Raw genomic sequence first — 22,305 nt, 5'->3', positions numbered from 1 at the left:
CGCGCGTCAGCCGCGCCCGACGAACGGCATCTTGGTGGCCATCACGGTGTGGAACAGCACGTTCGCTTCGAGCGGCAAGTTCGCCATATACAGCACCGATTGGCCGACGATCTTCACGTCCATCATCGGCTCGACGGCGATCTCGCCGTTCGCCTGCGGCACGCCGCGCGACATGCGTTCCGAGAGTTCGGTGAGCGCATTGCCGATGTCGATCTGACCGACCGCGATGTCGTGCTTGCGCCCGTCGAGCGATGCGGATTTGGTGAGGCCCGCGACGGCGTGCTTCGTCGCGGTGTATGCGGCCGAATTCGGGCGCGGCGCGCTCGCGGAAATGGAACCGTTATTGATGATGCGCCCGCCTTTTGGCGACTGCGCGCGCATGGTGCGGAACGCCTGCTGCAGGCAATAGAACATGCCGTTCAGATTGACGTTCACGACGCCCTGCCACTGTTCCGGCGTCCAGTCTTCGAACGGTCCCGGCGGATTGGTCACGCCCGCGTTGTTGAACAGCAGATCGACGCGGCCGAACCGCTCGACTGCCGCCTGAAAGAGCCGCTCGACCGATTGCGGGTCGGCAACGTCGGTCGGCACGGCGAGGCCGCGTTCGCCCGCGCCCGCGCCCGCTTCCGCTTCAGCGATAACCGCTTCCAGCGGCGCCGCGCGGCGACCCGCGAGCACGACCGACCAGCCGTCGCCCAAAAGCGCGAGCGCCGCCGCGCGCCCGATGCCGCTGCCCGCCCCGGTCACGATGGCAATACGGGAATTCGTCTTCGCTGCTTCAGGCATGTCTCCGTTCTCCTGTCGACCGGAGTGGGCGCGCGAGCGTCTTCTTCCGGTTCCCTGTGAATGGTTGTTGGGTGGCGCGCGACAGTGCGCGAGCCGTCAATGTGGAGAGCATTATCGGCGAAATGCCTTGCAGCGCCGTTTCACTGACTGCCGGCCGCGTCGGTCGCGCCCGTGCCGGCCGTGTTGCGCATGGCGCTGCCGTTGCAAAAAATCGCGGTCATCAGCAATGGCACGACTTCGTGCACCACGGCCGTGCTGCCCGACTCGCGCACGCGGGCCTCGACCGACTCTTTCGACCCGACCACGACGACGCCGTAGGCCGAATCGTTGATCGGTGCGCCGGTGCCCTGCTTGAACATGGCGTCGCCCTGCTCGTAGCCGAGCACCGCGTAGACGCGAAAGCCGTACGCGGTGAGGTCGCTGCCGTGCGTGGGGCGGAACGCGTTGACCGAGTTCGCTTCCACGCGCATTGGGCTGTCGTCGATGTAACGCTCGTCGCGCAGCGGCGCAATGAAGCGATGCGCGCTCGACTTGCAATCGAGCTGTCGCTCGAGCGGATAAGCCTGCGACACGCTGGGCATGACTGCCCCAGCCAAAGCGGCGAGCGCGGTCAGCGTTGCGAGAGGAACGGTTTTCATGGCGGCGGCAAGGCAGCGGTTGAGAAAGTCGGTCGCTGAAGCATGACGAACGCAGCAATTTGCGAGCCAGTTTTTTTCGCGACATGCGGCACCGCGTTGAGCCTGCGTCCGGTGCGCGAAGTCGCTATATTGGGCGCTTCCAAACGACAAGCCCCGAACAGGAATCTCCATGCCCGCGCTCTCCGATTTCCCGATCACCCGCAAGTGGCCCGCGCAGCATCCCGAGCGCATCCAGCTGTACTCGCTGCCGACGCCGAACGGCGTCAAGGCGTCCATCATGCTGGAGGAAACCGGCCTGCCTTACGAGCCGCATCTTGTGCGTTTCGATACGAACGATCAGATGTCGGCGGAATTCCTATCGCTGAATCCGAACAACAAGATTCCCGCGATCATCGATCCGAACGGCCCCGGCGGCGAACCGCTCGCACTCTTCGAATCCGGCGCGATCCTGATCTATCTCGCCGACAAGTCCGGCCAGTTCCTGCCGAAAGATCCGGCGCGCCGCTATGAAGCGATTCAATGGCTGATGTTCCAGATGGGCGGCATCGGTCCGATGTTCGGGCAACTGGGCTTCTTCCATAAATTCGCGGGCAAGGATTACGAGGACAAGCGTCCGCGTGACCGCTACGTGGCGGAGTCGAAGCGTCTGCTCGGCGTGCTGGACGCGCGGCTCGCTGAACGCGCGTGGATCATGGGTGACGACTACAGCGTCGCGGATATCGCGGTGTTTCCTTGGGTGCGCAATCTGGTGGGGTTTTACGAGGCGCGCGATATCGTCGGATTCGACGCGTTCGCGCATGTACAGCGCGCGCTCGACGCGTTCGTCGCGCGGCCGGCGGTGCAGCGCGGGCTCGACAGTCCGAAGCGCGTTTGAGTCGAAGCACTGCGGACGCGCGTTGTCGTCGCGGCCCGGCGCGCGCTCGCGCGACGTCGAAAGAAACGCGTTTGCCGTCAATGCGTTAAACGCGTGGTGCTCAGGATATCCACACACTTGACCACTGAAATTGTGGACAACGACGCGGAGCGCGCATCCTGCGCGTCCGCGTTCTCGCGTTGCCCGACGCGCTTTTTGCAACGGGTCCACAATGAGTCATCACGCGCGCATTTCGCACGTCGGGCGAAACACGTTTCGCATCAACGCGTTGGCTCGGCGATGCTCAGGATATCCACACGCTTGTGCACGGAAACTGTGGACAACGCGGCACTGTGTATGGCTATCGCTGCGTCGTGCGCGTCATCTTCCGATTCGATGCTTCGCTGGGTCACGACGCCATGAACTTTCTTCGCTTGATTCGTCTTCGTATGCGCGGCGCGCCAATGCTGGCCGCCACGGCGTTTGTTGCGTCGATGTCCGTGGCCGCTCACGCACGGGCCGATGCGCAATGCCCCGGTTACGTCGAAACCGACGGAGGCAGCGCTTTCGATGTCGCGGCCATCGTCAAAGACAGCGGCTCGCCGCAATCGGCGCTGGAGCGAGTGCGCCGCGCGGTGTCGAAAATCGACGCGGGTGGTGGCTGTTCGATCTTCGCCAACGTTCACGCCTGCGAAGAGACGGTGACGCTCGCGCGCAAGGCGATTGTCGCGCTACAGGCGTGCGCGGCGGGTTCGGCGCCGAAAGGTACGACGCACGGCTGAAGCGCGTACGCAATAAAAAACGCGTGCCGTCCAATGGACGGCACGCGTTGCTGAGATGCCCGAACTGCGGCTTCGGAGATTAGCGATCCAGGAACGGACGCAGTTTGTCCGCGCGGCTCGGATGCATGAGCTTGCGCATCGCCTTGCTCTCGATCTGACGAATACGCTCGCGCGTCACGTCGAACTGCTTGCCGAGTTCCTCGAGCGTGTAGTCCGACGCCGTGTCGATACCGAAACGCATCCGCAGCACCTTCGCTTCGCGCGGCGACAGCGCGTTGAGCGCATCGTCGATTGCGGCGCGCATGTTCGCGTGCACGGCGGCATCTGCCGGCGACGCGGCGCCCTGGTCTTCGATCATGTCGCCGAGCGTTGCATCGGCATCTTCACCGACAGGCGTTTCCAGCGACACCGGCTGCTTCGCGATCTTGAGAATGCCGCGAATTTTCTCCTCGGGCATCTCCATACGCTCGGCGAGCACCGACGGATGCGCTTCCTGGCCCGTCTGCTGCAGAATCTCGCGCGAGATACGGTTCAGCTTGTTGATCGTTTCGATCATGTGAACCGGCACGCGGATGGTGCGCGCCTGATCCGCCAGCGAACGCGTCACGGCCTGACGCACCCACCACGTCGCATACGTCGAGAACTTCCAGCCGCGGCGATATTCGAACTTGTCCACCGCCTTCATCAGGCCGATGTTGCCTTCCTGAATGAGGTCGAGGAACTGCATGCCGCGATTGACGTACTTCTTCGCGATCGAAATCACGAGACGCAGGTTCGCTTCGATCATCTCGCGCTTCGCCTGACGCATCTTCAACTCGGCAGCCGTCATCTGACGGTTGATCTGCTTGAGTTGCTTGAGCGGCATCGCGACAGTGGCTTCGATGTCGATGAGCTTTTGCTGCTCGGCCTGAATGGCCGGCAGACTGCGTTCAAGCGATGCACCGTACTGCTTCGAGCTTGCCGCCGTGCGTGCGGTCCATTCGTGATCGGTCTCGTGACCCGGAAACGACTCGACGAACTTCTCGCGCGGCATTCCGCAACGGTCCACCGCGATCTGCAAAACGCGGCGTTCGATCTCCCGCACTTGTGCGACTTGCTGCTGAACGTTGGCGCACAGGCGATCGATAGTCTTGGCCGTAAAGCGGATCGACCCGAGCTCGCGCTGAATCTCCGCACGCGCGCGTTCGACCGCCTTCGTTGCTGCGGCACCCGAACCCTTCGGATGACTGGCTTGTTCCGCCAGCTCGCGCACGCGACCGAAGATTTCGAGGCAGTCGGCCTTCAACTGCTTCAGGCGCGCTTCGTTCGACGCGCCGGCGTCCCCGCCCTCGATATCGCCGTCGTCGTCATCGTCGCCGTCCGATTCTTCGGTGTCCGTATCGATGTCCGTCGCTTCCGTGACTTCGGAGGCCGAAATGTCTTCTTCCGCTGCGTCGTCTTCCTTCAAGCCGTCAACGAGTTCGTCGATTTTCAGCTCGCCCGATTCGACTTGTGCGGCGTCGGCCAGGATGCTCGCGACCGTAGACGGACACGCGGCGATCGCCTGGATCATCTCGTGCAAGCCGTCTTCGATGCGCTTCGCGATGGCGATTTCGCCGGCGCGCGTGAGCAGCTCGGTCGCGCCCATCTCCCGCATATACATGCGAACCGGATCCGTCGTGCGGCCGAATTCGGAATCGACAGTAGACAGCGCGTTTTCGGCTTCCTCTTCCGATTGCTCATCGGTCACGACGGCAGGCGCGTTGTCGCTCAACAGCAGCGTCTCGGCGTCCGGCGCTTGCTCGTAGACAGCCACGCCCATGTCGTTGAACGTGCTGACGATGGTTTCCATCGCCGCCGTTTGCGCGAAGTTATCGGGCAAATGGTCGTTGATCTCGGCATGCGTGAGATAGCCACGCTCCTTGCCCAACTGAATCAACGCGCGCATCTGACGCTGACGCTCTTCGTCCTGCTCCGCCGTCATCACGACATCGGGCTGCACGGCGCCGGTCTGGCCCTTTGCTTTGCCTGCGCGTCGGCCAGGCGACTTGCGCGCCGGCGCGACGATATCCAGCTCCGAATCTTCCCGATCAAAACTTGCCATACTTTCTCCTCGACAGGTTTGCTCGGCGATGACAGGGTCCCCGGAAGCGAGCGTAGGCCCGCATGGATATCGACTAAATCTTCGATCACGGACGGCTGGCTGAGAATCGCATCGAGCAAAGCGCGCAAACCCGCTATCCGCGCAGCTTGCGTATTCCAATCGCCTCTAGAGGCGGAACCTTAGAGTATATCAGGGTTTGTTGCGACGCAGCAGGTTTTTCTCATTCAACTGCTGATTGCGATAAATCCTACCGGGATCGCGGATCGTGGCGGACTCGACCGTTCTTCCTGATCACCCTTCGCCGACGTGGGGACGATCCCGGCAGCTTTCAACCTGAGCATTTGCTTTATCGCCTGAACGTGGTGGGTGCTTTGTGGTGCGACGTGCGCGGCCGGGGCATCGGTTGCGCGAGCGTGGACCGGTCGGGTTACATGGGCAGAGGCGCGCTGTTCATCGGCGATCGGGACGATATGGCCGGCTTCCAACGCCGCGATGAAATCGTGGGCCCACGCACCGATGCGCACGCGCGGACGCGCTTCGTCTCGGTGGTGCGCGGTGAGCTCGCTCGCGTCCTCAGAAACGGAATAACGCGTCAGTCCGTCCCGGCTTTCGAAAGTTCCTCCGCGAAGCGCCTTTGCACGCTCCTCAACGATGACGTCGCGCGATTCACGAGACTCGCGTTCAGCTGTCTCAGACCGGAGGGTGTGCATGCGATAGGCGAAGTCGACCGGCTTGCGGAGCAGTGCGCGCAAATAGCTGATGGGATGCGTCGCGCGCTTCAGATGCGACCAGGTCGTCTCGACGACATCGGACAGCCGCTTGCCGTGCTGGCGGGCCTCGCGCATGAGTTTAAAGATCAGAAATTCACGAAATCCCAGCGGCTGAAGGCGAGTGAGATCGTCGGGGAGGCGTCCGGGTTGTCTCTTTTGAGTATGAGGGTTTAGATCCTTATATATAGCACCGTCTGCCAGCGTGACAGACGGTGCTATCAAAATATCGGCCGCCGTTTCGCGTGCATCGGCTCGTGCTGCATGACGCGAAACCGTACGACCATCGCTCTCGGCGTCGGTCAGACCGAGCACCGCGGCGGCTTTAGCCGTCAAGTGAAGGTACGCGCGTCCGAAAAGACCGGCGCTGCCATAGCGGGTTTGCGGAGGACGCGTAATGAAGCCGGCTGCTTCCAGATCTTCGAGACTTCGATAGAACGTGCGCATCGATTGCAACGCGCGGCCGGTTAAAAGCTCGCGGCGGGCAAATATGGCCGCAAAAGGGCGAGCAGCGTCGACCGTGCGGGCCAAGGCGGCGAGCACTGCCCGGGCGCGGGCAGGTAGCGCAGCAATGTGGTTGGCGCGGTGGGCGGCGCGAAAGATCACCCATGGAAGATTCGATCGGTCACAGGCGTACTCATCGAGAGCCTGTTGATCGTCCGATTGCGTGGTGACATCTGTATTTTGCGAGCGAGAACCAACCTCGCCTGCAACGGAAAGTTGCGCGATATGCATGTCAAGTGCGTCCATTTCGAGAAATGGAGGGCAAACGCTTGACTGCCGATCGCGATCCGCTAAACTTCGGAGTGTGCACTCGTAACCCGATTGGCGTCGGGAAGCGAACCGGGCGAACAGCAGTTAAGCCCGAATTCAAAAGCCTTCGGTTGGCGCCGAAGGCTTTTGTCTTTCTACAGCACGGTAATTACATGTCGACCTCGTGTGTTCGATTCGCTAAGTCGTTGATTTAATGAGGGTTGCTAGTAGGTTTGGCGCCTTGTCGATCAAGTCGAACGGCTAAGTGATTGATTTGCAAAGGATCTCTACTAGTCACTCGTCGTCGCCAGACTGCTCGAGCGTTTTGCTAATGAACTCGGCAATGCGTTGACCCCAGTCATCGGCTGTACCTGCGTCTTTCTCGAAGAAACGAACTCCTACCACTCCGTTTCTCGTTGTTACTTCGCAAACCTTCCGGCGCCCCGAACGTACAACAGTCGAACTCGGTGCTGCTGCCTTCGGTTTCTCCGCGGCCATTGCAACGGCTTTGTCCTGCGTGAAGTCTTGGTCGTCGACGAGCCGTCGGATTGCCTCGATAACCTTATCGGACTTTCCGGCTTCTACTAGCGCGGCAAGCTTTTGGGCGGCGTTGCTGCCAAGGCGCTCGGGCTTCTCCGCCAACGCCTCTTTCGCCGCTTCCGGAAGGGCGTCGAACGAGAAGATCCGGCTGACGTGACTCTTGCTCAGGCCGGCGCTTTCGGATATCTCAGTTCGCGATAGTCCGCTCAGTTGCTGAAGACGCTTGAAATTCCAGTATTTCTCGAAATCCGTTAGCGACGGCGACAGCAGGTTGGAAAAGAAAGCGGCGAATTCGATCTCGCCTTCCTCGATCGATGCGACGTTTGCCCGGATGCTGCTTCGCCCAAGTTCACGGTAAGCTGCAACGCGGTTATGCCCGGCTACGATCTCGTACCGGCCGTCGGCAATAGCGCGGACGAGGATCGGCGTAGCGAGCGCGTGCTGCGCCAGATTGTTTTTCAACTCCAGGAACTGCTCAGAAGTAAGCTTCCGGCGACGCCCGGGCACCTCAATAAGCGCGTCGAGCGGCACCTCGAGTGCCGCCCGCTCTTCCAATTGCGACTCGAGTTCCTTGATGCGCGCCTGAGCCGTGTTGATGCGATGCTGAGCGTCCATCAGCCTGCCGGGCGATGTGCGCGGCTCAGTGCTTGCGGGTCGCTGCACAGCATCGGTCGGCTTATTGCCAACGTTCGCGGTCTTCGCGAGGAGCCTGTCCCCAATCCCCATTTAATCCTCCTTCTGATTCCACGCGCGGACAAACTGCGCGTCGAGATGTTCGGCGAGCCGGTCGAGCGGCTCCTTGAAGCGGTTATAGGCCGCCGTACTGCCGTCCGGTTTCGACAGGTCGTACACCGTGGATAGTTGCGCTGACGCGCCCTTCGGCACCGTCGACTCCGGGATTTCAAACGGCAGGACGCGGTCGCCATACGCCTTTTGCAGCCAGCCGCGCACAACCCGGGAAACGTCGTCCGACTTTGCTTTGGTCAGGATCACATTCACGAAGTCGAAGCGCTTTTGTTCGAGGACGCCGGGCAGCTTCTTCGCGATATCCGCGAATAGATGCCAAAACTGGGTTGAACTGGCGAAGTCGAGTGCCTCAGGCGGGCAGGGCAGGAGAATGGCGTCAGATGCGAGCAATGCGTTGATCGTCAGGTAACTGAGCGCAGGGGGCGTATCGATAACGATGGCGTCATACTCGTCCGTCAACGGCAGCAAGCCCTTGCGGACGATCTCCCAGAATTCGAACGTACTGTCGTTCAACACTTTGGCCGGAATTTCGAACTCCGCGTCGAATAGGGACGACGAAGCCGGAATCAGGTCGAGGTTGTGCCAGTAAGTTTGCTGGACGGCATAATGCAGCGTCTCCTGGTCACCATAGATAAGCGGCAGGAGCGTCTGGTCGTCGGAGATTTCGGCGTCGGGCGCCCAACCGCACAGCTGCGTCGTGGTGCCCTGCGGATCGCAGTCGATAACGAGCACGCGGCGTCCCAGCAGAGTGAGGGCCTGCGCCGCCGACACGGCGGTCGTCGTTTTCGCCACCCCGCCCTTGAAGTTCGCCACGGTCACGATGCGTCCGCGCTTACCTTCCGGCCGGCGGGCGCGCTCTTTCGTCGCGCGGATCCAGGTCAGTGTTTCCTCGAGCGTGAACTCCTTGCTTCGCCCCGCACCCTTCGACGTTCCTGCGGGCAATTCGCCTTTCGTCGTCAGATACTGAAACCGCTGCTTATCGATACCGCAGAGCGATGCAACCTGCGCGCTCGTGAACGTGGGCGCACTCTTTCGCGGGTACGGCTCCAGCATTGCGTCGCGGATCTGATTGAGGATATCAGTGGCTTGTGCCGCCACGCCTAGAAGCGTTTCGATGGAAACGGATTGATCGACTTCGGGAAGCCGGGCGCTTAACATGGAGTTCGCAGTCACGGGCGGGCCTGGGTAAGCAAATAATTCTTCGGTTTGTGGAAAACATACTGCAAACCGAAGAATAAACGGCCAACCGGTAAACCTCAAGTAAACTCTGAAGTCCTTTTTGCGCCAGAGCAGGCGTTTTTACAACGTCCAGACGGCCCCGACAACGAAATTAAGCCGATTCCGATGGATATCCCGGCGCAAGCGTCTCGCGAAGGAGCTTTTCAACGCCGAGTAAACGCCGCGAACCGTCACTCTCGAGGTACAGCAAAGTCGTCGACACGCGCGCATGGCCGAGTCCCTTGCCGACTTCGACGAGCTCCGCCCCGTGCGCGAGCGCGTGCGCCGAGTGCGTGTGCCGCAACCAGTGCGTACTCGCAAGCGCCAGACGGCGGCCGGAGCCCGGATCGTCTGCTTCTGCTTGCGCAGCGGCCGCCGCGAATATCGTCTTGAATAGCTTGCCCACGCCGTCAGGCGTGATCGCGCGGCCAATCCTTGCCTGAGCCAGGAGCGGCGTGCCCTCGGGGCAACTCAGCGGGTCGGGAAGGCCGCGCATCGCAAGATTTTCTTGCAGCGCCTGCATCACAATTGGTGGCAGAAGAACACTTCGGCCGCCGCCGCGCCGCGCTGTGTTCGCGACGGACAGCCTCCAGACAGGACCGTCGATGCCCGGCACACGACCGACCGTCAGCGCGTCGGTCGTGGCGGCTGCCAATTCGGCGCGCCGCAGCCCTGTCGAGTACGCGAGAAGCAGGGCGAGCCTGTCGCGATGCTCGGAAAACGTGTATGCGGACCGGCTGACGGACCGAAACACGAGTTTCCATTGCTCGAAGTCCAGCGTACGTGTTTCGGCATCGAAGACTGACGGCACGGCCGCGCGTTCCAGTCCCGCAAAGGGATTCTTCGCAAGATACCCGGCCGCGACGAGCCATTCGCACATTGCGCTCAAGATGGAGCGGGCCGACTCGCGGCTGCGGTCCGACAACGGACCGGCGAACGGTCGCCAGCCGGCGACGCAGCGTTCTACGCGGCCTTTGGCGACCCAGCGCGCAGCCGGCTGCGGATCAGGCAGAAACGTATGGATGTATTCGCGGCAATCGAGCGCGTCCAGCGACGAGAGCGGCTTGCTCCGTTCAATGAGTGCCCAGAGCAGCAGCCGTTCGGCCTCGCGTCGATACGCCCGACGCGTATGGTCGCTGGCCGAACGCGCGTCGAGCCAGCCGGTGATCGCCTGAATGTCCGTCTGGAATCGCCCGGTGTAACTTTCCGCGCGATTCGTCCCTTTCGAACCATCCAACGCGGCAGGGACGCGCATGGTTTCGAGCGGCGCCATCTGGATCGCTTCAGCCGCAGCGACAGGGGCCGCAGCGAAGTCCGGCGTCCACTGTCGCCGCGGGACGAGCGCTCGCGGCGAAAACGTGTGGCGAAGCGCGTCCGAATGCAGTTGCAGCCAGTCGACGATGCGTTGCGCGCCATTCGGCCCGAGTCGCGGCACGGCGGTGTACCAGCGGTGCCGCCGCGTCTCGATCAAGGTAATGAGATCCGCGATGGTGGCAATCCCAGCCGCCGCGAGACGAGCCGCGACCGCCGGTTCGAACCATCCGTCTATCGGGTGATCCGGACGCGGGTCGTGGACGAGGCTGGCTTCCATTCTGGCGAGCGCGTCCGCCTGTCGTCGGCGCAAGCGGATATTGCGCGCGGTTCGTCGATCCGTCGCCGGCGACGCGCCCGGGGGAAACGCCTCCCGGTAAAGCGTGAGCAACTCCGATTCCCCGAAAACGCCTTCCGGATCGACGCGCTCACGGAATGCGTCGAGCGACGGCGCGTCGCTAGTCGGTTCGGCGGGCGCCGAGGGAATGCTGCCTGGACGCAGGCGCAGGAGATGCGCAGCCTCGACATCGTGCGCCCGCCGCGCAAGCACCGACAGCGTGTCCCGCAGCGTTGCAATCAGCCTGCGCGTGCTGCGCACGTCCGAGCTTGCGTCGCCATAAGAAGCATGAAGTTGCGCTTCCGACACGCCGTCGAGATAGCCGCGATACAGCGCGAAATGCTGGCGCGTGAGGCGTCGTGGCGCGGAGTCGCCATGCAAGACAGCGGGCTTGAGGATCTTTTCGTCTTTAAAATCAGCCATTTGCGGCGAGGTTATCAAGTAAGGCTGAAATTGACAAGGCAAATCGTTACTTCTGATAAGTCGCATTATCAGACCACCTCGTCGTGGAATGCTCGTCGCTTGAATCTTCTGCGCGTCCAGCGCATATTCGCTCACTGACAAGCGCCCTACAGGCGTCTATGCCGGAGACACGTGCCGATGCGCGACCCTAGCCGCCCCGCGTACCCGAAAGCTCAAGACGAAGACGTTCGCCCGAGTCTGCCGGAGGTTCACGCGTCGGTGCGAGTGCCCGTCGGTGCCGGATGGCTCCGGCGTCTGCTGGCCTTCGCCGGTCCCGGCTACATGATTTCGGTCGGCTACATGGACCCCGGCAATTGGGCGACGGATATCGCGGGCGGATCGCGCTTCGGCTATACGCTGCTCGCCGTCATCCTCGTGTCGAATCTGATGGCGATCCTGCTTCAGGCGTTGGCCGTCCGGCTGGGCGTCGCGACCGGACGCGACCTTGCGCAGGCGTGCCGCGATCACTACTCGCGGCCCGTCAACCTGGCGCTGTGGCTCGCGTGCGAATTGGCGATCGTCGCCTGCGACCTCGCCGAGGTCATCGGCACGGCCATCGCGCTGGAACTGCTGTTCGGCATCCCGCTGATTGCGGGCGCGCTCATCACGGCACTCGACGCCTTCCTTCTGCTGCTGCTCGTCAACAGAGGCTTCCGATTTCTGGAGGCCTTCGTGATCGCGCTCCTTGTGGTGATCGCGGCGTGCTTCGCGTTGCAGATCGCCGCCGCCGCGCCGCCTCTCGCACATGTGCTGCGCGGTTTCGTGCCGTCGCCGCACATCGTGGCGAATCGCGAGATGCTGTATCTGGCGATCGGCATTCTCGGGGCGACGGTGATGCCGCACAACCTTTATCTGCATTCCTCGGTGGTGCAGACGCGTGCCTACGGACAGTCGGTGGAGGCGCGCCGCGACGCAATCCGCTGGGCGACCGTCGATAGCACCATCGCGCTGTCGCTCGCGCTCTTCATCAACGCGGCGATCCTGATCGTGGCGGCGGCCGTCTTCCATGCGAGCGGCCACGACCAGGTGGCCGAAATCGCCGATGCCTTCCATCTGCTGTCGCCGCTGCTCGGCATGGGCATCGCGTCGACGTTGTTCGCGGTCGCGCTCCTCGCGTCCGGTCTGAACTCGACGGTGACCGCCACACTCGCGGGCCAGATCGTGATGGAAGGCTTTCTGCGCTTGCGCCTGCCGAGCTGGGCGCGGCGCCTCGTGACGCGGTCGATCGCCATCGGGCCGGTCATCGCCGTCACCGCCCTCTACGGTGAAAAGGCGACGGGCCAGTTACTCGTGCTGAGCCAGGTGATCCTTTCGATGCAGCTGCCGTTCGCCGTCGTGCCGCTCGTGCGGTTCGTCTGCGACCGCCGGAAGATGGGCGTCTTCGTCGTCGGTCGATGGCTCGCCGCGCTCGCGTGGCTGGTCGCCGCCGTGATTGTCGTGTTGAATGTGAAGCTGCTCGCCGATACGCTGCTTCCCTGACCGACGACTCTCGGAGACGCATCTCATGACTGGGACTTACATCGACATCGCCGCGCGCGAAGGCAGCCCGATTCGCGCCTATGTAACGCGCCCCGCGCAAGGCTCCGGGCCGGGCATCGTGCTGCTGCACGACGCGGCGGGCCTCGACGACTTCACGCAATCGACCGCCGACCGCTTCGCCGAGGAGGGCTACGTCGTGCTCGCGCCCGACTTGTCGCGACGCGCGCCCACGGGCGGCGGCGTGTCGATGGAAAATCTCGCGGCAGTCCTCGACGCCCTGCGCGCGCTGCCCGAGCACGCGGGCAGAGTGGGCGCGGTGGGCTTCGGCGCCGGCGGACGGCTTGCGGTGCAGGCCGCCGCGAACGCGGACATCGACTGCGCGGTTGCCTACTATCCGGATGACCTCGCCGCTTGCCACGACGATCTGCGCACCATTCGCTGCCCGATGGTATTCCACTTCCCGGAGCAGCAATCGAGCGAGGCGTTCGTCGGCCACGCGCAGATCCAGCGCTATATATATAGCGGCTGCGCGCCGGGTTTCGCCGCGCCCGCCCGCCACGCCGATTCACGGTACGACAAACCCGCCGCGCTGATGGCGTATTCGCGCACGCTCGGCCTCTTGCGCGACGTGATGGGACCGGTCTACGACCTCGACCGCCTGTGGGAGCAGCACTGCTATTTCGAGTTCGCCACGCGCGACGTCGATGCCGTCATGCCGACCATGGTCGCAGAGCCTTACGTGAACCATGTCCCGACGATGACGGGCGGCGTCGGATACGACGAACTCAAGCGCTTCTACACGTACCACTTCGTGCACGCAAATCCGCAGGACACGAAGCTGATACCGGTGTCGCGCACCATCGGCGCGGACCGTATCGTCGACGAGTTCGTGTTCTGCGCGACGCACGATCGTGAGATCGACTGGCTGCTGCCGGGCCTCGCGCCCACGGGCCGCTACTTCGAAGTGCCGATGCTCGCGGTGGTCCGCTTTCGCGGCGACAAGCTCTATAACGAACACATCTACTGGGATCAGGCGTCGGTGCTCGTGCAGATCGGCGTGCTCGATCCGACGGGTTTGCCCGTCGCCGGACGCGAAACCGCGCGCAAGATGCTCGACGAGACCTTGCCGAGCAACACGCTCATGCGCAACTGGGCATCGAGCGAAGGAAAGCCGGTCTGACACACATAGATAAACGAGGAGACAAACCATGACCGACCTGACCGACGCAAGCACCGCGACTTCCGCGACGCAATGTCCTTTTCATTCGACCGCGCCGAACGGCTGCCCGGTGAGCGCGCGTGCAGCTGAGTTCGATCCGTTCAGCGACGGCTATCAGCAAGACCCGCCGGAATATGTCCGCTGGGCGCGCGAGCAGGAGCCGGTGTTCTATAGCCCGAAGCTCGGTTACTGGGTCGTCACGCGCTACGACGACATCAAGGCGATCTTCCGCGACAACATCACGTTCAGTCCGTCCATCGCGCTCGAAAAAATCACGCCGACCGGGCCGGAAGCGAACGCGGTGCTCGCGTCCTACGGCTTCGCACTGAACCGCACGCTCGTCAACGAGGACGAGCCCGCGCACATGCCGCGCCGCCGCGCGCTGATGGACCCGTTCACGCCCGAGGCGCTCGCGCATCACGAGCCGATGGTGCGCGCGCTCACGCGTGAATACGTCGATCGCTTCATCGACGACGGCCGCGCCGATCTCGTCGACCAGATGCTGTGGGAAGTGCCGCTCACCGTGGCGCTGCACTTTCTCGGCGTGCCCGAAGAAGACATGGACACGCTGCGCGAATACTCGATTGCGCATACGGTGAATACGTGGGGACGGCCGAAGCCCGAGGAACAGGTCGCGGTCGCGCATGCTGTCGGCAAGTTCTGGCAGTACGCGGGCAAGGTGCTCGACAAGATGCGCGAGGACCCGTCCGGCCCCGGCTGGATGCAATACGGCATCCGCAAGCAGAAGACCTTGCCCGATGTCGTGACGGATTCATATCTGCATTCGATGATGATGGCCGGCATCGTCGCGGCGCACGAGACGACGGCGAACGCAGCGGCCAACGCCATCAAGCTGCTGCTGCAACACCGCGAGGCGTGGCGCGACATCTGCGACGACCCGAGCCTGATTCCGAATGCGGTGGAGGAGTGCCTGCGGCACAACGGATCGGTCGCGGCGTGGCGGCGGCTCGCGACGCGCGACGTGAACATCGGCGGCATCGACATTCCGGCGGGCGCGAAGCTCTTGATCGTGACGTCATCCGCGAATCACGACACGCATCAGTTCGCCGATGCCGATCTCTTCGACATCCGCCGGGAGAATGCCAGCGATCAACTGACCTTCGGCTACGGGGCGCATCAGTGCATGGGCAAGAACCTTGCGCGCATGGAGATGCAGATTTTCCTCGACGAGCTGACGCGCCGCCTGCCGCACATGCGGCTCGCCGATCAGCGCTTCACCTACGTGCCGAACACGTCGTTTCGCGGGCCGGAGCATCTTTACGTTGAATGGGACCCGGCGCTGAACCCGGAACGCACGGACGCGTCGGTGCGCGAGCCGCGCGCGACGGTGCGCATCGGCGAGCCTTCGTCACATGCGGTGAGCCGCGCGGTGATCGTGGAGTCGGTGTCGATGTGCGCCGATCGCATCGCGCGCGTGCGTCTCGTAGCCGCCGACGGTCGCGCGCTGCCGCGCTGGACGCCGGGCTCGCATATCGACGTGGTTTGCGGCGACAGCGGACTCTCGCGCCAATATTCGCTATGCGGCGATCCGGCCGATCACGCCGCCTACGAAATCGCCGTGTTGCGCGAGTCCGCGAGCCGCGGCGGTTCGGCGTGGGTTCACGACAACGTGAAGCCGGGCGCGCACTGGCGCATTCGCGGGCCGCGCAATCATTTCCGGCTGGACACGGCCGCGCGCAGGCTCGTGCTGATCGCGGGCGGCATCGGCATCACGCCGATCAGCGCGATGGCGCGGCACGCGCGCGAGCACGGCATCGACTATGAAGTGCATTACAGCGGACGCAGCCGCGCGTCGATGGCGTTCCTCGATGAGATGCGCGCCCTGCACGGCGAGCGGATGCGTGTGTATGTCTCGGAGGAGGGGGCGCGCAACGACTTCGCGGCGCTGCGCGTCGAAGCGGGCACGCAGGTCTACGCGTGCGGCCCGGCGCGTTTGCTCGACGCGCTTTCGGCCGCGAGCGACGCGTGGCCCGACGGCGCACTGAAGATCGAGCATTTCGAATCGACGCTCGGCGCACTCGACCCGAGCAACGAGCACGCCTTCGACGTCGAACTGAAGGATTCCGGCTTGACGTTGACCGTCCCGCCCGATCAGACGCTCCTCACGACGCTCAGGCGCGCGAACATCGACATTCAAAGCGATTGCGAAGAAGGCTTATGCGGATCCTGCGAGGTGCGTGTAATCGACGGCGAGATTGATCATCGCGATGTCGTATTGACGAAAGACGAGCGCGATTCAAACCGGAGAATGATGGCGTGCTGTTCGCGCGCGAAAGGTACCAAACTGGTATTGGAAATCTGAGCCCACTAACTTAAAACGCTTGATTTCATCGCGGCTTCATAAAGACGCCGCGATGATGGGGAATCGTTTTGTCATTGGACAAACGGTGCGATTACTAAGCGGATAAAGAATTGCGCGCAGTAAGTTTCGAAGCTGTCGAGAAAGAATTAGACGCTAGCGCAGCCGAGCGATACCATGCTTTCATTTGCTTTCTTCAGACTAAGCGCGCAATTTTCCTTGCTAAACGGCAGATTTATTGCACGTGCGTGCGACGAATGGCCAAAGGTGCCGCATCTTCGCGGCGGCACATCTTACCGCAACTAGGGTTATTACCTAGGAATATGCAAACTTTTGTAGATGTTTTGCGTTTAGAATAAAGTCCAATTGGTGCGACGCACAAGCGGACGCCCTCCCTTACTTCCCCGAAGCGGCTGCCTTAACGCGTGCAAATCTGCACGCGATGGGATTTGCGTTCGCGCATTTTCGGCGCAGTACGCAATCGGAAGAAGGCCGTGGTCCGACCTGAGAGACGTTTTAAAAACCTATATAAGTGGACCCCGTCGTTTGTTCAGAAGGCGTGTGATTCAGTGCGTGGATGGAGCGCGTGAAAAAGCATCCACGAGTTCTGCTGTCCAACGAGGATTGAAGATGACTGACGTAGTGATCGTATCGGCCGCGCGTACAGCGGTCGGCAAATTCGGCGGCTCGCTCGCGAAGATCGCGGCGCCGGAACTGGGCGCTACCGTGATTCGCGCGGTGCTGGAGCGCGCCGGACTCAAGCCCGAACAGATAAGCGAAGTCATTCTGGGTCAGGTGCTGACCGCAGGCTCGGGCCAGAACCCGGCGCGTCAGTCGGTGATCAAGGCCGGCTTGCCCGAGATGGTCCCCGGCATGACGATCAACAAGGTCTGCGGCTCCGGCTTGAAGGCAGTGATGCTCGCCGCCAACGCGATCATCGCGGGCGATTCGGAGATCATCGTCGCGGGCGGTCAGGAAAATATGAGCGCGGCGCCGCACGTGCTGCCGGGCTCGCGCGACGGCTTTCGCATGGGCGACGCGAAGCTGATCGACTCGATGATCGTCGATGGCCTGTGGGACGTCTATAACAACTACCACATGGGCACCACGGCAGAAAACGTCGCAAAGGAATACGGCATCACGCGCGAGGCGCAGGACGCGTTCGCCGCGCTTTCGCAGAACAAGGCCGAAGCGGCTCAGAAGTCAGGCCGCTTCAACGACGAAATCGTGCCCGTGTCGATTCCCCAGCGCAAAGGCGAGCCGATCCAGTTCGCCACGGACGAATTCGTGCGCCACGGCGTCACGGCTGAAGCGCTCGCGGGACTCAAGCCCGCGTTTTCGAAGGAAGGCACGGTGACGGCCGCGAACGCATCGGGCATCAATGACGGCGCGGCGGCGGTGGTCGTGATGTCGGCGAAGAAAGCCGAGGCGCTGGGTCTCACGCCGCTTGCGCGCATCAAGGCTTACGCGAGCGCGGGCGTCGATCCGAAGGTGATGGGCATGGGTCCGGTGCCGGCATCGAAGCGCTGTCTCGAACGCGCGGGCTGGAGCATCGACGATCTCGATCTGATGGAGATCAACGAAGCGTTCGCCGCGCAGGCGCTCGCGGTTCATAAGCAGATGGGCTGGGATCAGGAAAAGATCAACGTGAACGGCGGGGCGATCGCGATCGGCCATCCGATTGGCGCGTCGGGCTGCCGCATTCTGGTCACGCTGCTCCACGAAATGCAGAAGCGCGATGCGAAGAAGGGCCTTGCGTCGCTGTGCATCGGCGGCGGCATGGGCGTCGCGCTGGCGGTCGAGCGGCCGTAAAGCATCTCGCCGGCAGGAGCGCATCGAAGAGCAACACATCCCGGTTTCGCGTACCACATACATTACAAGCGCGATGCCGGGAAGCATCCGAGCATGATAGAACTTGAGAGGACTTTTAGCATGACTAAGCGTATCGCAGTGGTAACGGGTGGCATGGGCGGCCTCGGTGAGGTCATCAGCATCAAGCTGAACGACGCGGGCTATGCCGTCGTCGTCACGCATTCGCCGGGCAACACCATCGTTTCGGACTGGCTCGCGAGCATGGACCGGCAGGGGCGCAACTTCCGCGCGTATCCGGTCGACGTGGCCGACTATGATGCGAGCCAGCACTGCATCGCGAAAATTCAGCGCGAAGTCGGGCCGATCAGCATCCTCGTGAACAACGCGGGCATCACGCAGGACACCACGTTCAAGAAGATGACGAAGGTGAACTGGGACGCCGTCTTGCGCACGAATCTCGATTCCGTGTTCAACATGACGAAGCCCGTCTGCGAGGACATGGTCACGCGCGGCTGGGGCCGAATCGTCAATATCTCGTCGGTGAACGGGTCGAAAGGACAGATCGGGCAGACTAACTACGCGGCCGCCAAAGCGGGTATGCACGGGTTCACGAAGTCGCTCGCGCTCGAAGTGGCGAAGAAGGGCGTGACCGTCAATACTATTTCGCCGGGCTATCTCGCGACCAAGATGGTGGCCGCCATTCCGCAGGACATTCTCGATTCGAAGATCCTTCCGCAGATTCCCGCTGGCCGTCTCGGCAAGCCGGACGAAGTCGCGGCGCTCGTCGCGTTTCTGTGCTCGGAAGACGCGGGCTTCGTGACGGGTGCGAACATCGCCATCAATGGCGGTCAGCACATGCATTGATCGCCATCGCGCGATATCGCTTCAGACGGTTATTGTCCACGGCAACGCGAAGCAGGGGCTTCGCGTGCGCTCCGTTCGTTTAGATCAAACGCCGGCGTCCGCAGGGCGTGCGGCACTTCGCCAATGGAAGACTTCCGCCAGGGCACACGTCCCTACAACGTGAATCATCTCGACGCCGCCATCGGGCATCTCGAACAGGTGCTTGGTCTGGATGGTGCGAACTCGCTGTTTTCGAAGACTTATTGGCGATCGCGCGTCGAGGAGGCGTTATCTACGCCGGGCCTCGCGCCATCTCAGCATGCACGGTTGCAGCGGCTGCTGGATCGCATCGAAGCGTCCTGAAGCCGGGCAACGAGGCGGCTGCCGCGCCGCTCAATCGTCTGACTCGTGAATGATTTCGCGCATGGCGTTACCATGCGTGCCTCCTTGAAATCACGATCAGACGCGTATGCCTCATTCATCCCATTCATCGTTCGAAAGGCGCATGGCCGGCGCGCTCGGCGCGTGCGTTCTTCTCGCGCTTGCCGCATGCGGCACGACGAGCGCAGTCACCGCCGGATCGCAGCCCAACGTGTTCACCGTTACCGGCAAGGCGACCGGCACGCGCATGTCATGGGTCACGGCGCGTAACCGCGCGATGGACGCCGCCACCGACTACTGCAAAGAGCGTTCGCAACGCGTACTGGTGCGATCAGAGTCGAGAAGCGGCGTGCGCTCGCTCGAAGAACAAACGTCCACCGTGACCTTCACGTGCGTCGCCCCGCCGACCCAAGCGGCCAGCGACTAAGCCGCTGCGCTTCATCGCAATTGCGCGAGTAATTCGTCGGACGTCATCACGGCGGCGTATTTCTGCGCCATGTCGAAAAGATTGGCGTCGTGCGGCGCGAGCGCCCGATCTCCGACGCAATCGGACAACACCACGGGCTTGAAGCCGTGTTGCATCGCGTCCACGACGCTCGCGCGCACGCATCCGCTCGTGACCGCACCGGCGACGACGAGCGTGCACACCCCACGCATTGCCAGCCACGGCGCGAGCGACGTGCCGAAAAACGCAGACGGCACATTCTTGCGCACGACGAGTTCGCCTTCCTTGGGCGTGAGCTGCGGCACGATGGCGCTCGCGGGTGCGTGTTCCTTCAGCGTCAGCATGCCGGGCACTTTCAGCGAGAAGACGTTCGCGTCCGAATCGTCGTCGGCATAGACAATGCGGCTATGCGCCACCGGCCAGCGCCTTTCGCGCGCGGCATGCAGCAACGGCACGGTCTGCGCGATGGCCTCGGCGATGTTCCCGCCGCCGAAGACCGCCGGGTCAGCAAAGCCGTTCACGAAATCGACAATCAGGAGTCCGATAGGACGTTCGATCTCGAACGCGTGGCCGAAGCCTTGCCGCGCGTAAGTGGCTTCCTTTGTTTCGTTCGTCATGACGCCGCCTCGATAGTCTTGCCGTCACGCACCACGTCCACGCCATCGAGCGAGACGGTGCAGCGGCGCAATGGAATGTCGATATGGCATGCGGTCGTGCGCGTGCCGCCGCCTTCGTTGTTGGGTCCGAGCGAGAAAAGGAAGTTGCCGTCGAACGCGCGGGCGTCCATGCCGAGCGTCGCTTCGCGATCGTAAAGCCCGAGCGTCGACCAATACGCGCGCTTTTGCAGTCCCCAGCCGATATGCGAAATGGCGAATGCTTCGGGGTCCTCGAACGTTTCCATGTACTCGCGAAGCAAGTCCGCATCCACGCCGCCTTCGATGGACGTCGCGTAGCCGGCTTCCACCGTCAGCACAATCGGCTCCGCGCAGTAGCTCTTTTGCGGCAACAGGATGTCGCCGCGATCGATCACGATCCGCCCGTTCGCCGCGCCTTCGTTAGGGAACGTGAGCGCGAAGCCGCTCGGCCAATGATCCCAGCGGCCGGGTTCATCGACGAAACCGTATTCCGCGATCGCCGGAAAGTCGCCGAGCGGACAGCGCAGATCGGTACCCGCTTTCGACGTAACGCGCATCTCCCGCGCCTCGCGAATGCGCCTGGCCGCAGCTAGCACGCGCGCGCGATCGTCCAGCTTGGGCGTCATGCGCACGAGCACTTCGGGCGGCTCGACGGCAAGCAGAATCTTCGTGCCGGAGGCGAGTATGTCGTGCTGTTCGGGCGAGAAGAGCAGCGTCATCAGGTCGAGCACGAGATCGCTCGCCTTGAGCGCCGCGATGGCCGCACGGTTGCCGGTGAGCGGCGTTTCCCCGAGATAGGCGAGCGCGTCGCGGCTCAATGCCTTCTCGCCGTTCACGGGCGGCAGGTCGAGCCGGTTCACGACCGCGCCCAACGACTGCGTCGCGATCAGCGCGCACGCGAGCGTCTGCGGATGCGTCGCCGCGCCGGTGAGAATCGTCACGGTCTGGCCGGGTTCCAGTCGCGAGAGCGTGAGCACCTCTTTCCACGCCTGAACAAGTTGATAGTCGCTGATGGGCATGGTCGTGTGTCTCAGGAAAGCGGCGCACCGAAGAACGAACCGAACGCGCGATAGAAACCTTCTTCGTCGTCCCACGGAATCATGTGGCCGGCGTCCGGCACGTTCGCGACTTGCAGGTCGGGCATGAGCCCGCGAATCTCGTCGATGTCCTCGCTGCGAATCACGTCGCCACGGCCCGCGACCATCAGCAACGCGGGCTGCTTCACGTGCGGCATGTCGGCGTGAATGTCGTCCTGGTGAAAGCCGTCGAAGCTCGTACGGATGGCGCGTTCGTCGCACGTATGCAGCCATTCCGCGCGCAGCCGTAGCTGTTCGACCGTCCACGTCGGGCAAAAGCGCCGCATCGCGTCGATGTCCATGCCTTCGCGCGCGAGCGCAATGGAATCGACATACCACGCCAGCTGCGACGGATAAGCGCGACGCCCCGGCCCCGACACCGGCGGATCGATGAGCGCGAGCCGCGCAATGCTCGCGTTCGTGCCGCCATCGCCGCTAGCGCCGCGCCGCGCCGCGCGCAACGCGATGCGCGCGCCCATCGAGTGCCCGAGCACGCTGGCGTGTTTGAGGCCGGTTGCGTCGATAAAGGCGAGCAGATCGTCGGCTTGCGCGTCGAGGCTGTAGTCGAGTTCTGCTGACGCGCTCGACAAGCCGCGCCCGCGCACATCGAGCACATAGGTGTCGAAATGACGGCCGATGCGCGCGGCGACGAAGCCCCATGTCACGGCCGGACTCGTGATGCCCGGCACGATCACCACGGGATCGCGCCGCGCGCGGTCGCCGCTGCCGGCGCTCTCGCCGCCGTAACGCAGGTAGTGCTGGCGGATGCCGTTCGCGTGAACGTTCGCGCCGTATTGGAAGGTCGATTGCATCGCACA

At 63.0% G+C, this 22,305-nt stretch carries 19 protein-coding genes; 9 read left to right on the top strand and 10 right to left on the bottom strand.

Going from position 1 to position 22,305, the window contains the following annotated elements; translation table 11 throughout:
• Positions 1 to 6 precede the first annotated feature (6 nt).
• Complete coding sequence (locus P9239_RS21995; protein ID WP_309754791.1) at positions 7 to 786, bottom strand: SDR family oxidoreductase; 780 nt, start codon at positions 784 to 786, stop codon at positions 7 to 9.
• Positions 787 to 926: 140 nt separating this feature from the next.
• Complete coding sequence (locus P9239_RS21990; RefSeq protein ID WP_309754789.1) at positions 927 to 1,424, bottom strand: hypothetical protein; 498 nt, start codon at positions 1,422 to 1,424, stop codon at positions 927 to 929.
• Between the two features lie 169 nt (positions 1,425 to 1,593).
• Between P9239_RS21990 and P9239_RS21985 the strand changes: the two genes are divergently transcribed.
• Together P9239_RS21985 and P9239_RS21980 are read left to right on the top strand one after the other, a co-directional pair.
• Complete coding sequence (locus P9239_RS21985) at positions 1,594 to 2,298, top strand: glutathione S-transferase N-terminal domain-containing protein (RefSeq protein ID WP_309754788.1); 705 nt, start codon at positions 1,594 to 1,596, stop codon at positions 2,296 to 2,298.
• A gap of 443 nt (positions 2,299 to 2,741) precedes the next feature.
• Positions 2,742 to 3,059, top strand: a complete 318-nt coding sequence (locus tag P9239_RS21980; RefSeq protein WP_309754786.1) for a hypothetical protein — start codon at positions 2,742 to 2,744, stop codon at positions 3,057 to 3,059.
• Positions 3,060 to 3,138: 79 nt separating this feature from the next.
• On the opposite strand, the gene rpoD is transcribed toward P9239_RS21980, so the two are convergent.
• The 5 genes from rpoD to P9239_RS21955 form a co-directional block, all read right to left on the bottom strand.
• Complete coding sequence (rpoD, locus tag P9239_RS21975) at positions 3,139 to 5,142, bottom strand: RNA polymerase sigma factor RpoD (RefSeq protein ID WP_309754784.1); 2,004 nt, start codon at positions 5,140 to 5,142, stop codon at positions 3,139 to 3,141.
• Between the two features lie 224 nt (positions 5,143 to 5,366).
• Positions 5,367 to 6,644 (bottom strand): replication protein O, encoded by a 1,278-nt coding sequence (locus P9239_RS21970; protein ID WP_309754782.1) that lies wholly within the window; start codon positions 6,642 to 6,644, stop codon positions 5,367 to 5,369.
• Between the two features lie 312 nt (positions 6,645 to 6,956).
• Complete coding sequence (locus tag P9239_RS21965) at positions 6,957 to 7,928, bottom strand: ParB/RepB/Spo0J family partition protein (protein ID WP_309754780.1); 972 nt, start codon at positions 7,926 to 7,928, stop codon at positions 6,957 to 6,959.
• Positions 7,929 to 9,107, bottom strand: coding sequence for an AAA family ATPase (locus P9239_RS21960; protein ID WP_309754778.1), 1,179 nt, complete (start codon positions 9,105 to 9,107; stop codon positions 7,929 to 7,931).
• Between the two features lie 172 nt (positions 9,108 to 9,279).
• Positions 9,280 to 11,238, bottom strand: coding sequence for a phage integrase family protein (locus P9239_RS21955; protein ID WP_309754776.1), 1,959 nt, complete (start codon positions 11,236 to 11,238; stop codon positions 9,280 to 9,282).
• Between the two features lie 177 nt (positions 11,239 to 11,415).
• Between P9239_RS21955 and P9239_RS21950 the strand changes: the two genes are divergently transcribed.
• The 7 genes from P9239_RS21950 (at position 11,416) to P9239_RS21920 (ending at position 19,758) form a co-directional block, all read left to right on the top strand.
• Positions 11,416 to 12,756 (top strand): Nramp family divalent metal transporter, encoded by a 1,341-nt coding sequence (locus P9239_RS21950; protein ID WP_309754774.1) that lies wholly within the window; start codon positions 11,416 to 11,418, stop codon positions 12,754 to 12,756.
• Positions 12,757 to 12,781: 25 nt separating this feature from the next.
• Positions 12,782 to 13,936 carry a dienelactone hydrolase family protein gene (locus P9239_RS21945; RefSeq protein WP_309754773.1) on the top strand — a complete coding sequence of 385 codons (1,155 nt, stop codon included), beginning with the start codon at positions 12,782 to 12,784 and terminating at the stop codon, positions 13,934 to 13,936.
• A gap of 28 nt (positions 13,937 to 13,964) precedes the next feature.
• Complete coding sequence (locus P9239_RS21940) at positions 13,965 to 16,298, top strand: cytochrome P450/oxidoreductase (RefSeq protein WP_309754771.1); 2,334 nt, start codon at positions 13,965 to 13,967, stop codon at positions 16,296 to 16,298.
• A 627-nt stretch (positions 16,299 to 16,925) separates the two neighbouring features.
• Positions 16,926 to 18,107 carry an acetyl-CoA C-acetyltransferase gene (locus P9239_RS21935; RefSeq protein WP_309754769.1) on the top strand — a complete coding sequence of 394 codons (1,182 nt, stop codon included), beginning with the start codon at positions 16,926 to 16,928 and terminating at the stop codon, positions 18,105 to 18,107.
• Positions 18,108 to 18,227: 120 nt separating this feature from the next.
• Positions 18,228 to 18,971, top strand: a complete 744-nt coding sequence (phbB, locus tag P9239_RS21930) for an acetoacetyl-CoA reductase (protein ID WP_309754768.1) — start codon at positions 18,228 to 18,230, stop codon at positions 18,969 to 18,971.
• Positions 18,972 to 19,094: 123 nt separating this feature from the next.
• Entirely contained in the window at positions 19,095 to 19,313 is a 219-nt protein-coding gene (locus P9239_RS21925; protein WP_309754766.1) for a hypothetical protein, read from the top strand.
• Positions 19,314 to 19,455: 142 nt separating this feature from the next.
• Complete coding sequence (locus P9239_RS21920) at positions 19,456 to 19,758, top strand: hypothetical protein (protein WP_309754765.1); 303 nt, start codon at positions 19,456 to 19,458, stop codon at positions 19,756 to 19,758.
• An 11-nt stretch (positions 19,759 to 19,769) separates the two neighbouring features.
• Here P9239_RS21920 and P9239_RS21915 read toward each other — a convergent pair whose 3' ends face one another.
• Genes P9239_RS21915 through P9239_RS21905 form a run of 3 tightly spaced genes read right to left on the bottom strand, consistent with a single transcriptional unit; the run spans position 19,770 to position 22,299 of the window.
• On the bottom strand, positions 19,770 to 20,393 hold the full coding sequence (locus tag P9239_RS21915) for an N-carbamoylsarcosine amidohydrolase (RefSeq protein ID WP_309754763.1): 624 nt from the start codon (positions 20,391 to 20,393) through the stop codon (positions 19,770 to 19,772).
• Positions 20,390 to 21,430: a 2,5-dihydroxypyridine 5,6-dioxygenase gene (locus P9239_RS21910; protein WP_309754761.1), complete on the bottom strand. Its 1,041-nt coding sequence runs from the start codon at positions 21,428 to 21,430 to the stop codon at positions 20,390 to 20,392. Before P9239_RS21910 ends, P9239_RS21915 begins: the two co-directional genes overlap by 4 nt.
• 11 nt (positions 21,431 to 21,441) lie before the next feature.
• A complete protein-coding gene (locus P9239_RS21905) occupies positions 21,442 to 22,299 on the bottom strand; it encodes an alpha/beta hydrolase (protein ID WP_309754760.1) in 858 nt (285 codons plus the stop codon).
• Between the last annotated feature and the right edge of the window lie 6 nt (positions 22,300 to 22,305).

Source organism: Caballeronia sp. LZ062 (genome assembly GCF_031450785.1).
Lineage (GTDB): Bacteria > Pseudomonadota > Gammaproteobacteria > Burkholderiales > Burkholderiaceae > Caballeronia.
This window is presented reverse-complemented; position numbering and strand designations above follow the sequence as displayed.

Bases quoted from the DNA above. Each gene is read 5' to 3' on its own strand.
- P9239_RS21995 (WP_309754791.1), bottom strand. From the start codon at position 786: ATGCCTGAAGCAGCGAAGACGAATTCCCGTATTGCCATCGTGACCGGG.
- P9239_RS21990 (WP_309754789.1), bottom strand. From the start codon at position 1,424: ATGAAAACCGTTCCTCTCGCAACGCTGACCGCGCTCGCCGCTTTGGCT.
- P9239_RS21985 (WP_309754788.1), top strand. From the start codon at position 1,594: ATGCCCGCGCTCTCCGATTTCCCGATCACCCGCAAGTGGCCCGCGCAG.
- P9239_RS21980 (WP_309754786.1), top strand. From the start codon at position 2,742: ATGCTGGCCGCCACGGCGTTTGTTGCGTCGATGTCCGTGGCCGCTCAC.
- rpoD (WP_309754784.1), bottom strand. From the start codon at position 5,142: ATGGCAAGTTTTGATCGGGAAGATTCGGAGCTGGATATCGTCGCGCCG.
- P9239_RS21970 (WP_309754782.1), bottom strand. From the start codon at position 6,644: ATGCATATCGCGCAACTTTCCGTTGCAGGCGAGGTTGGTTCTCGCTCG.
- P9239_RS21965 (WP_309754780.1), bottom strand. From the start codon at position 7,928: ATGGGGATTGGGGACAGGCTCCTCGCGAAGACCGCGAACGTTGGCAAT.
- P9239_RS21960 (WP_309754778.1), bottom strand. From the start codon at position 9,107: ATGTTAAGCGCCCGGCTTCCCGAAGTCGATCAATCCGTTTCCATCGAA.
- P9239_RS21955 (WP_309754776.1), bottom strand. From the start codon at position 11,238: ATGGCTGATTTTAAAGACGAAAAGATCCTCAAGCCCGCTGTCTTGCAT.
- P9239_RS21950 (WP_309754774.1), top strand. From the start codon at position 11,416: ATGCGCGACCCTAGCCGCCCCGCGTACCCGAAAGCTCAAGACGAAGAC.
- P9239_RS21945 (WP_309754773.1), top strand. From the start codon at position 12,782: ATGACTGGGACTTACATCGACATCGCCGCGCGCGAAGGCAGCCCGATT.
- P9239_RS21940 (WP_309754771.1), top strand. From the start codon at position 13,965: ATGACCGACCTGACCGACGCAAGCACCGCGACTTCCGCGACGCAATGT.
- P9239_RS21935 (WP_309754769.1), top strand. From the start codon at position 16,926: ATGACTGACGTAGTGATCGTATCGGCCGCGCGTACAGCGGTCGGCAAA.
- phbB (WP_309754768.1), top strand. From the start codon at position 18,228: ATGACTAAGCGTATCGCAGTGGTAACGGGTGGCATGGGCGGCCTCGGT.
- P9239_RS21925 (WP_309754766.1), top strand. From the start codon at position 19,095: ATGGAAGACTTCCGCCAGGGCACACGTCCCTACAACGTGAATCATCTC.
- P9239_RS21920 (WP_309754765.1), top strand. From the start codon at position 19,456: ATGGCCGGCGCGCTCGGCGCGTGCGTTCTTCTCGCGCTTGCCGCATGC.
- P9239_RS21915 (WP_309754763.1), bottom strand. From the start codon at position 20,393: ATGACGAACGAAACAAAGGAAGCCACTTACGCGCGGCAAGGCTTCGGC.
- P9239_RS21910 (WP_309754761.1), bottom strand. From the start codon at position 21,430: ATGCCCATCAGCGACTATCAACTTGTTCAGGCGTGGAAAGAGGTGCTC.
- P9239_RS21905 (WP_309754760.1), bottom strand. From the start codon at position 22,299: ATGCAATCGACCTTCCAATACGGCGCGAACGTTCACGCGAACGGCATC.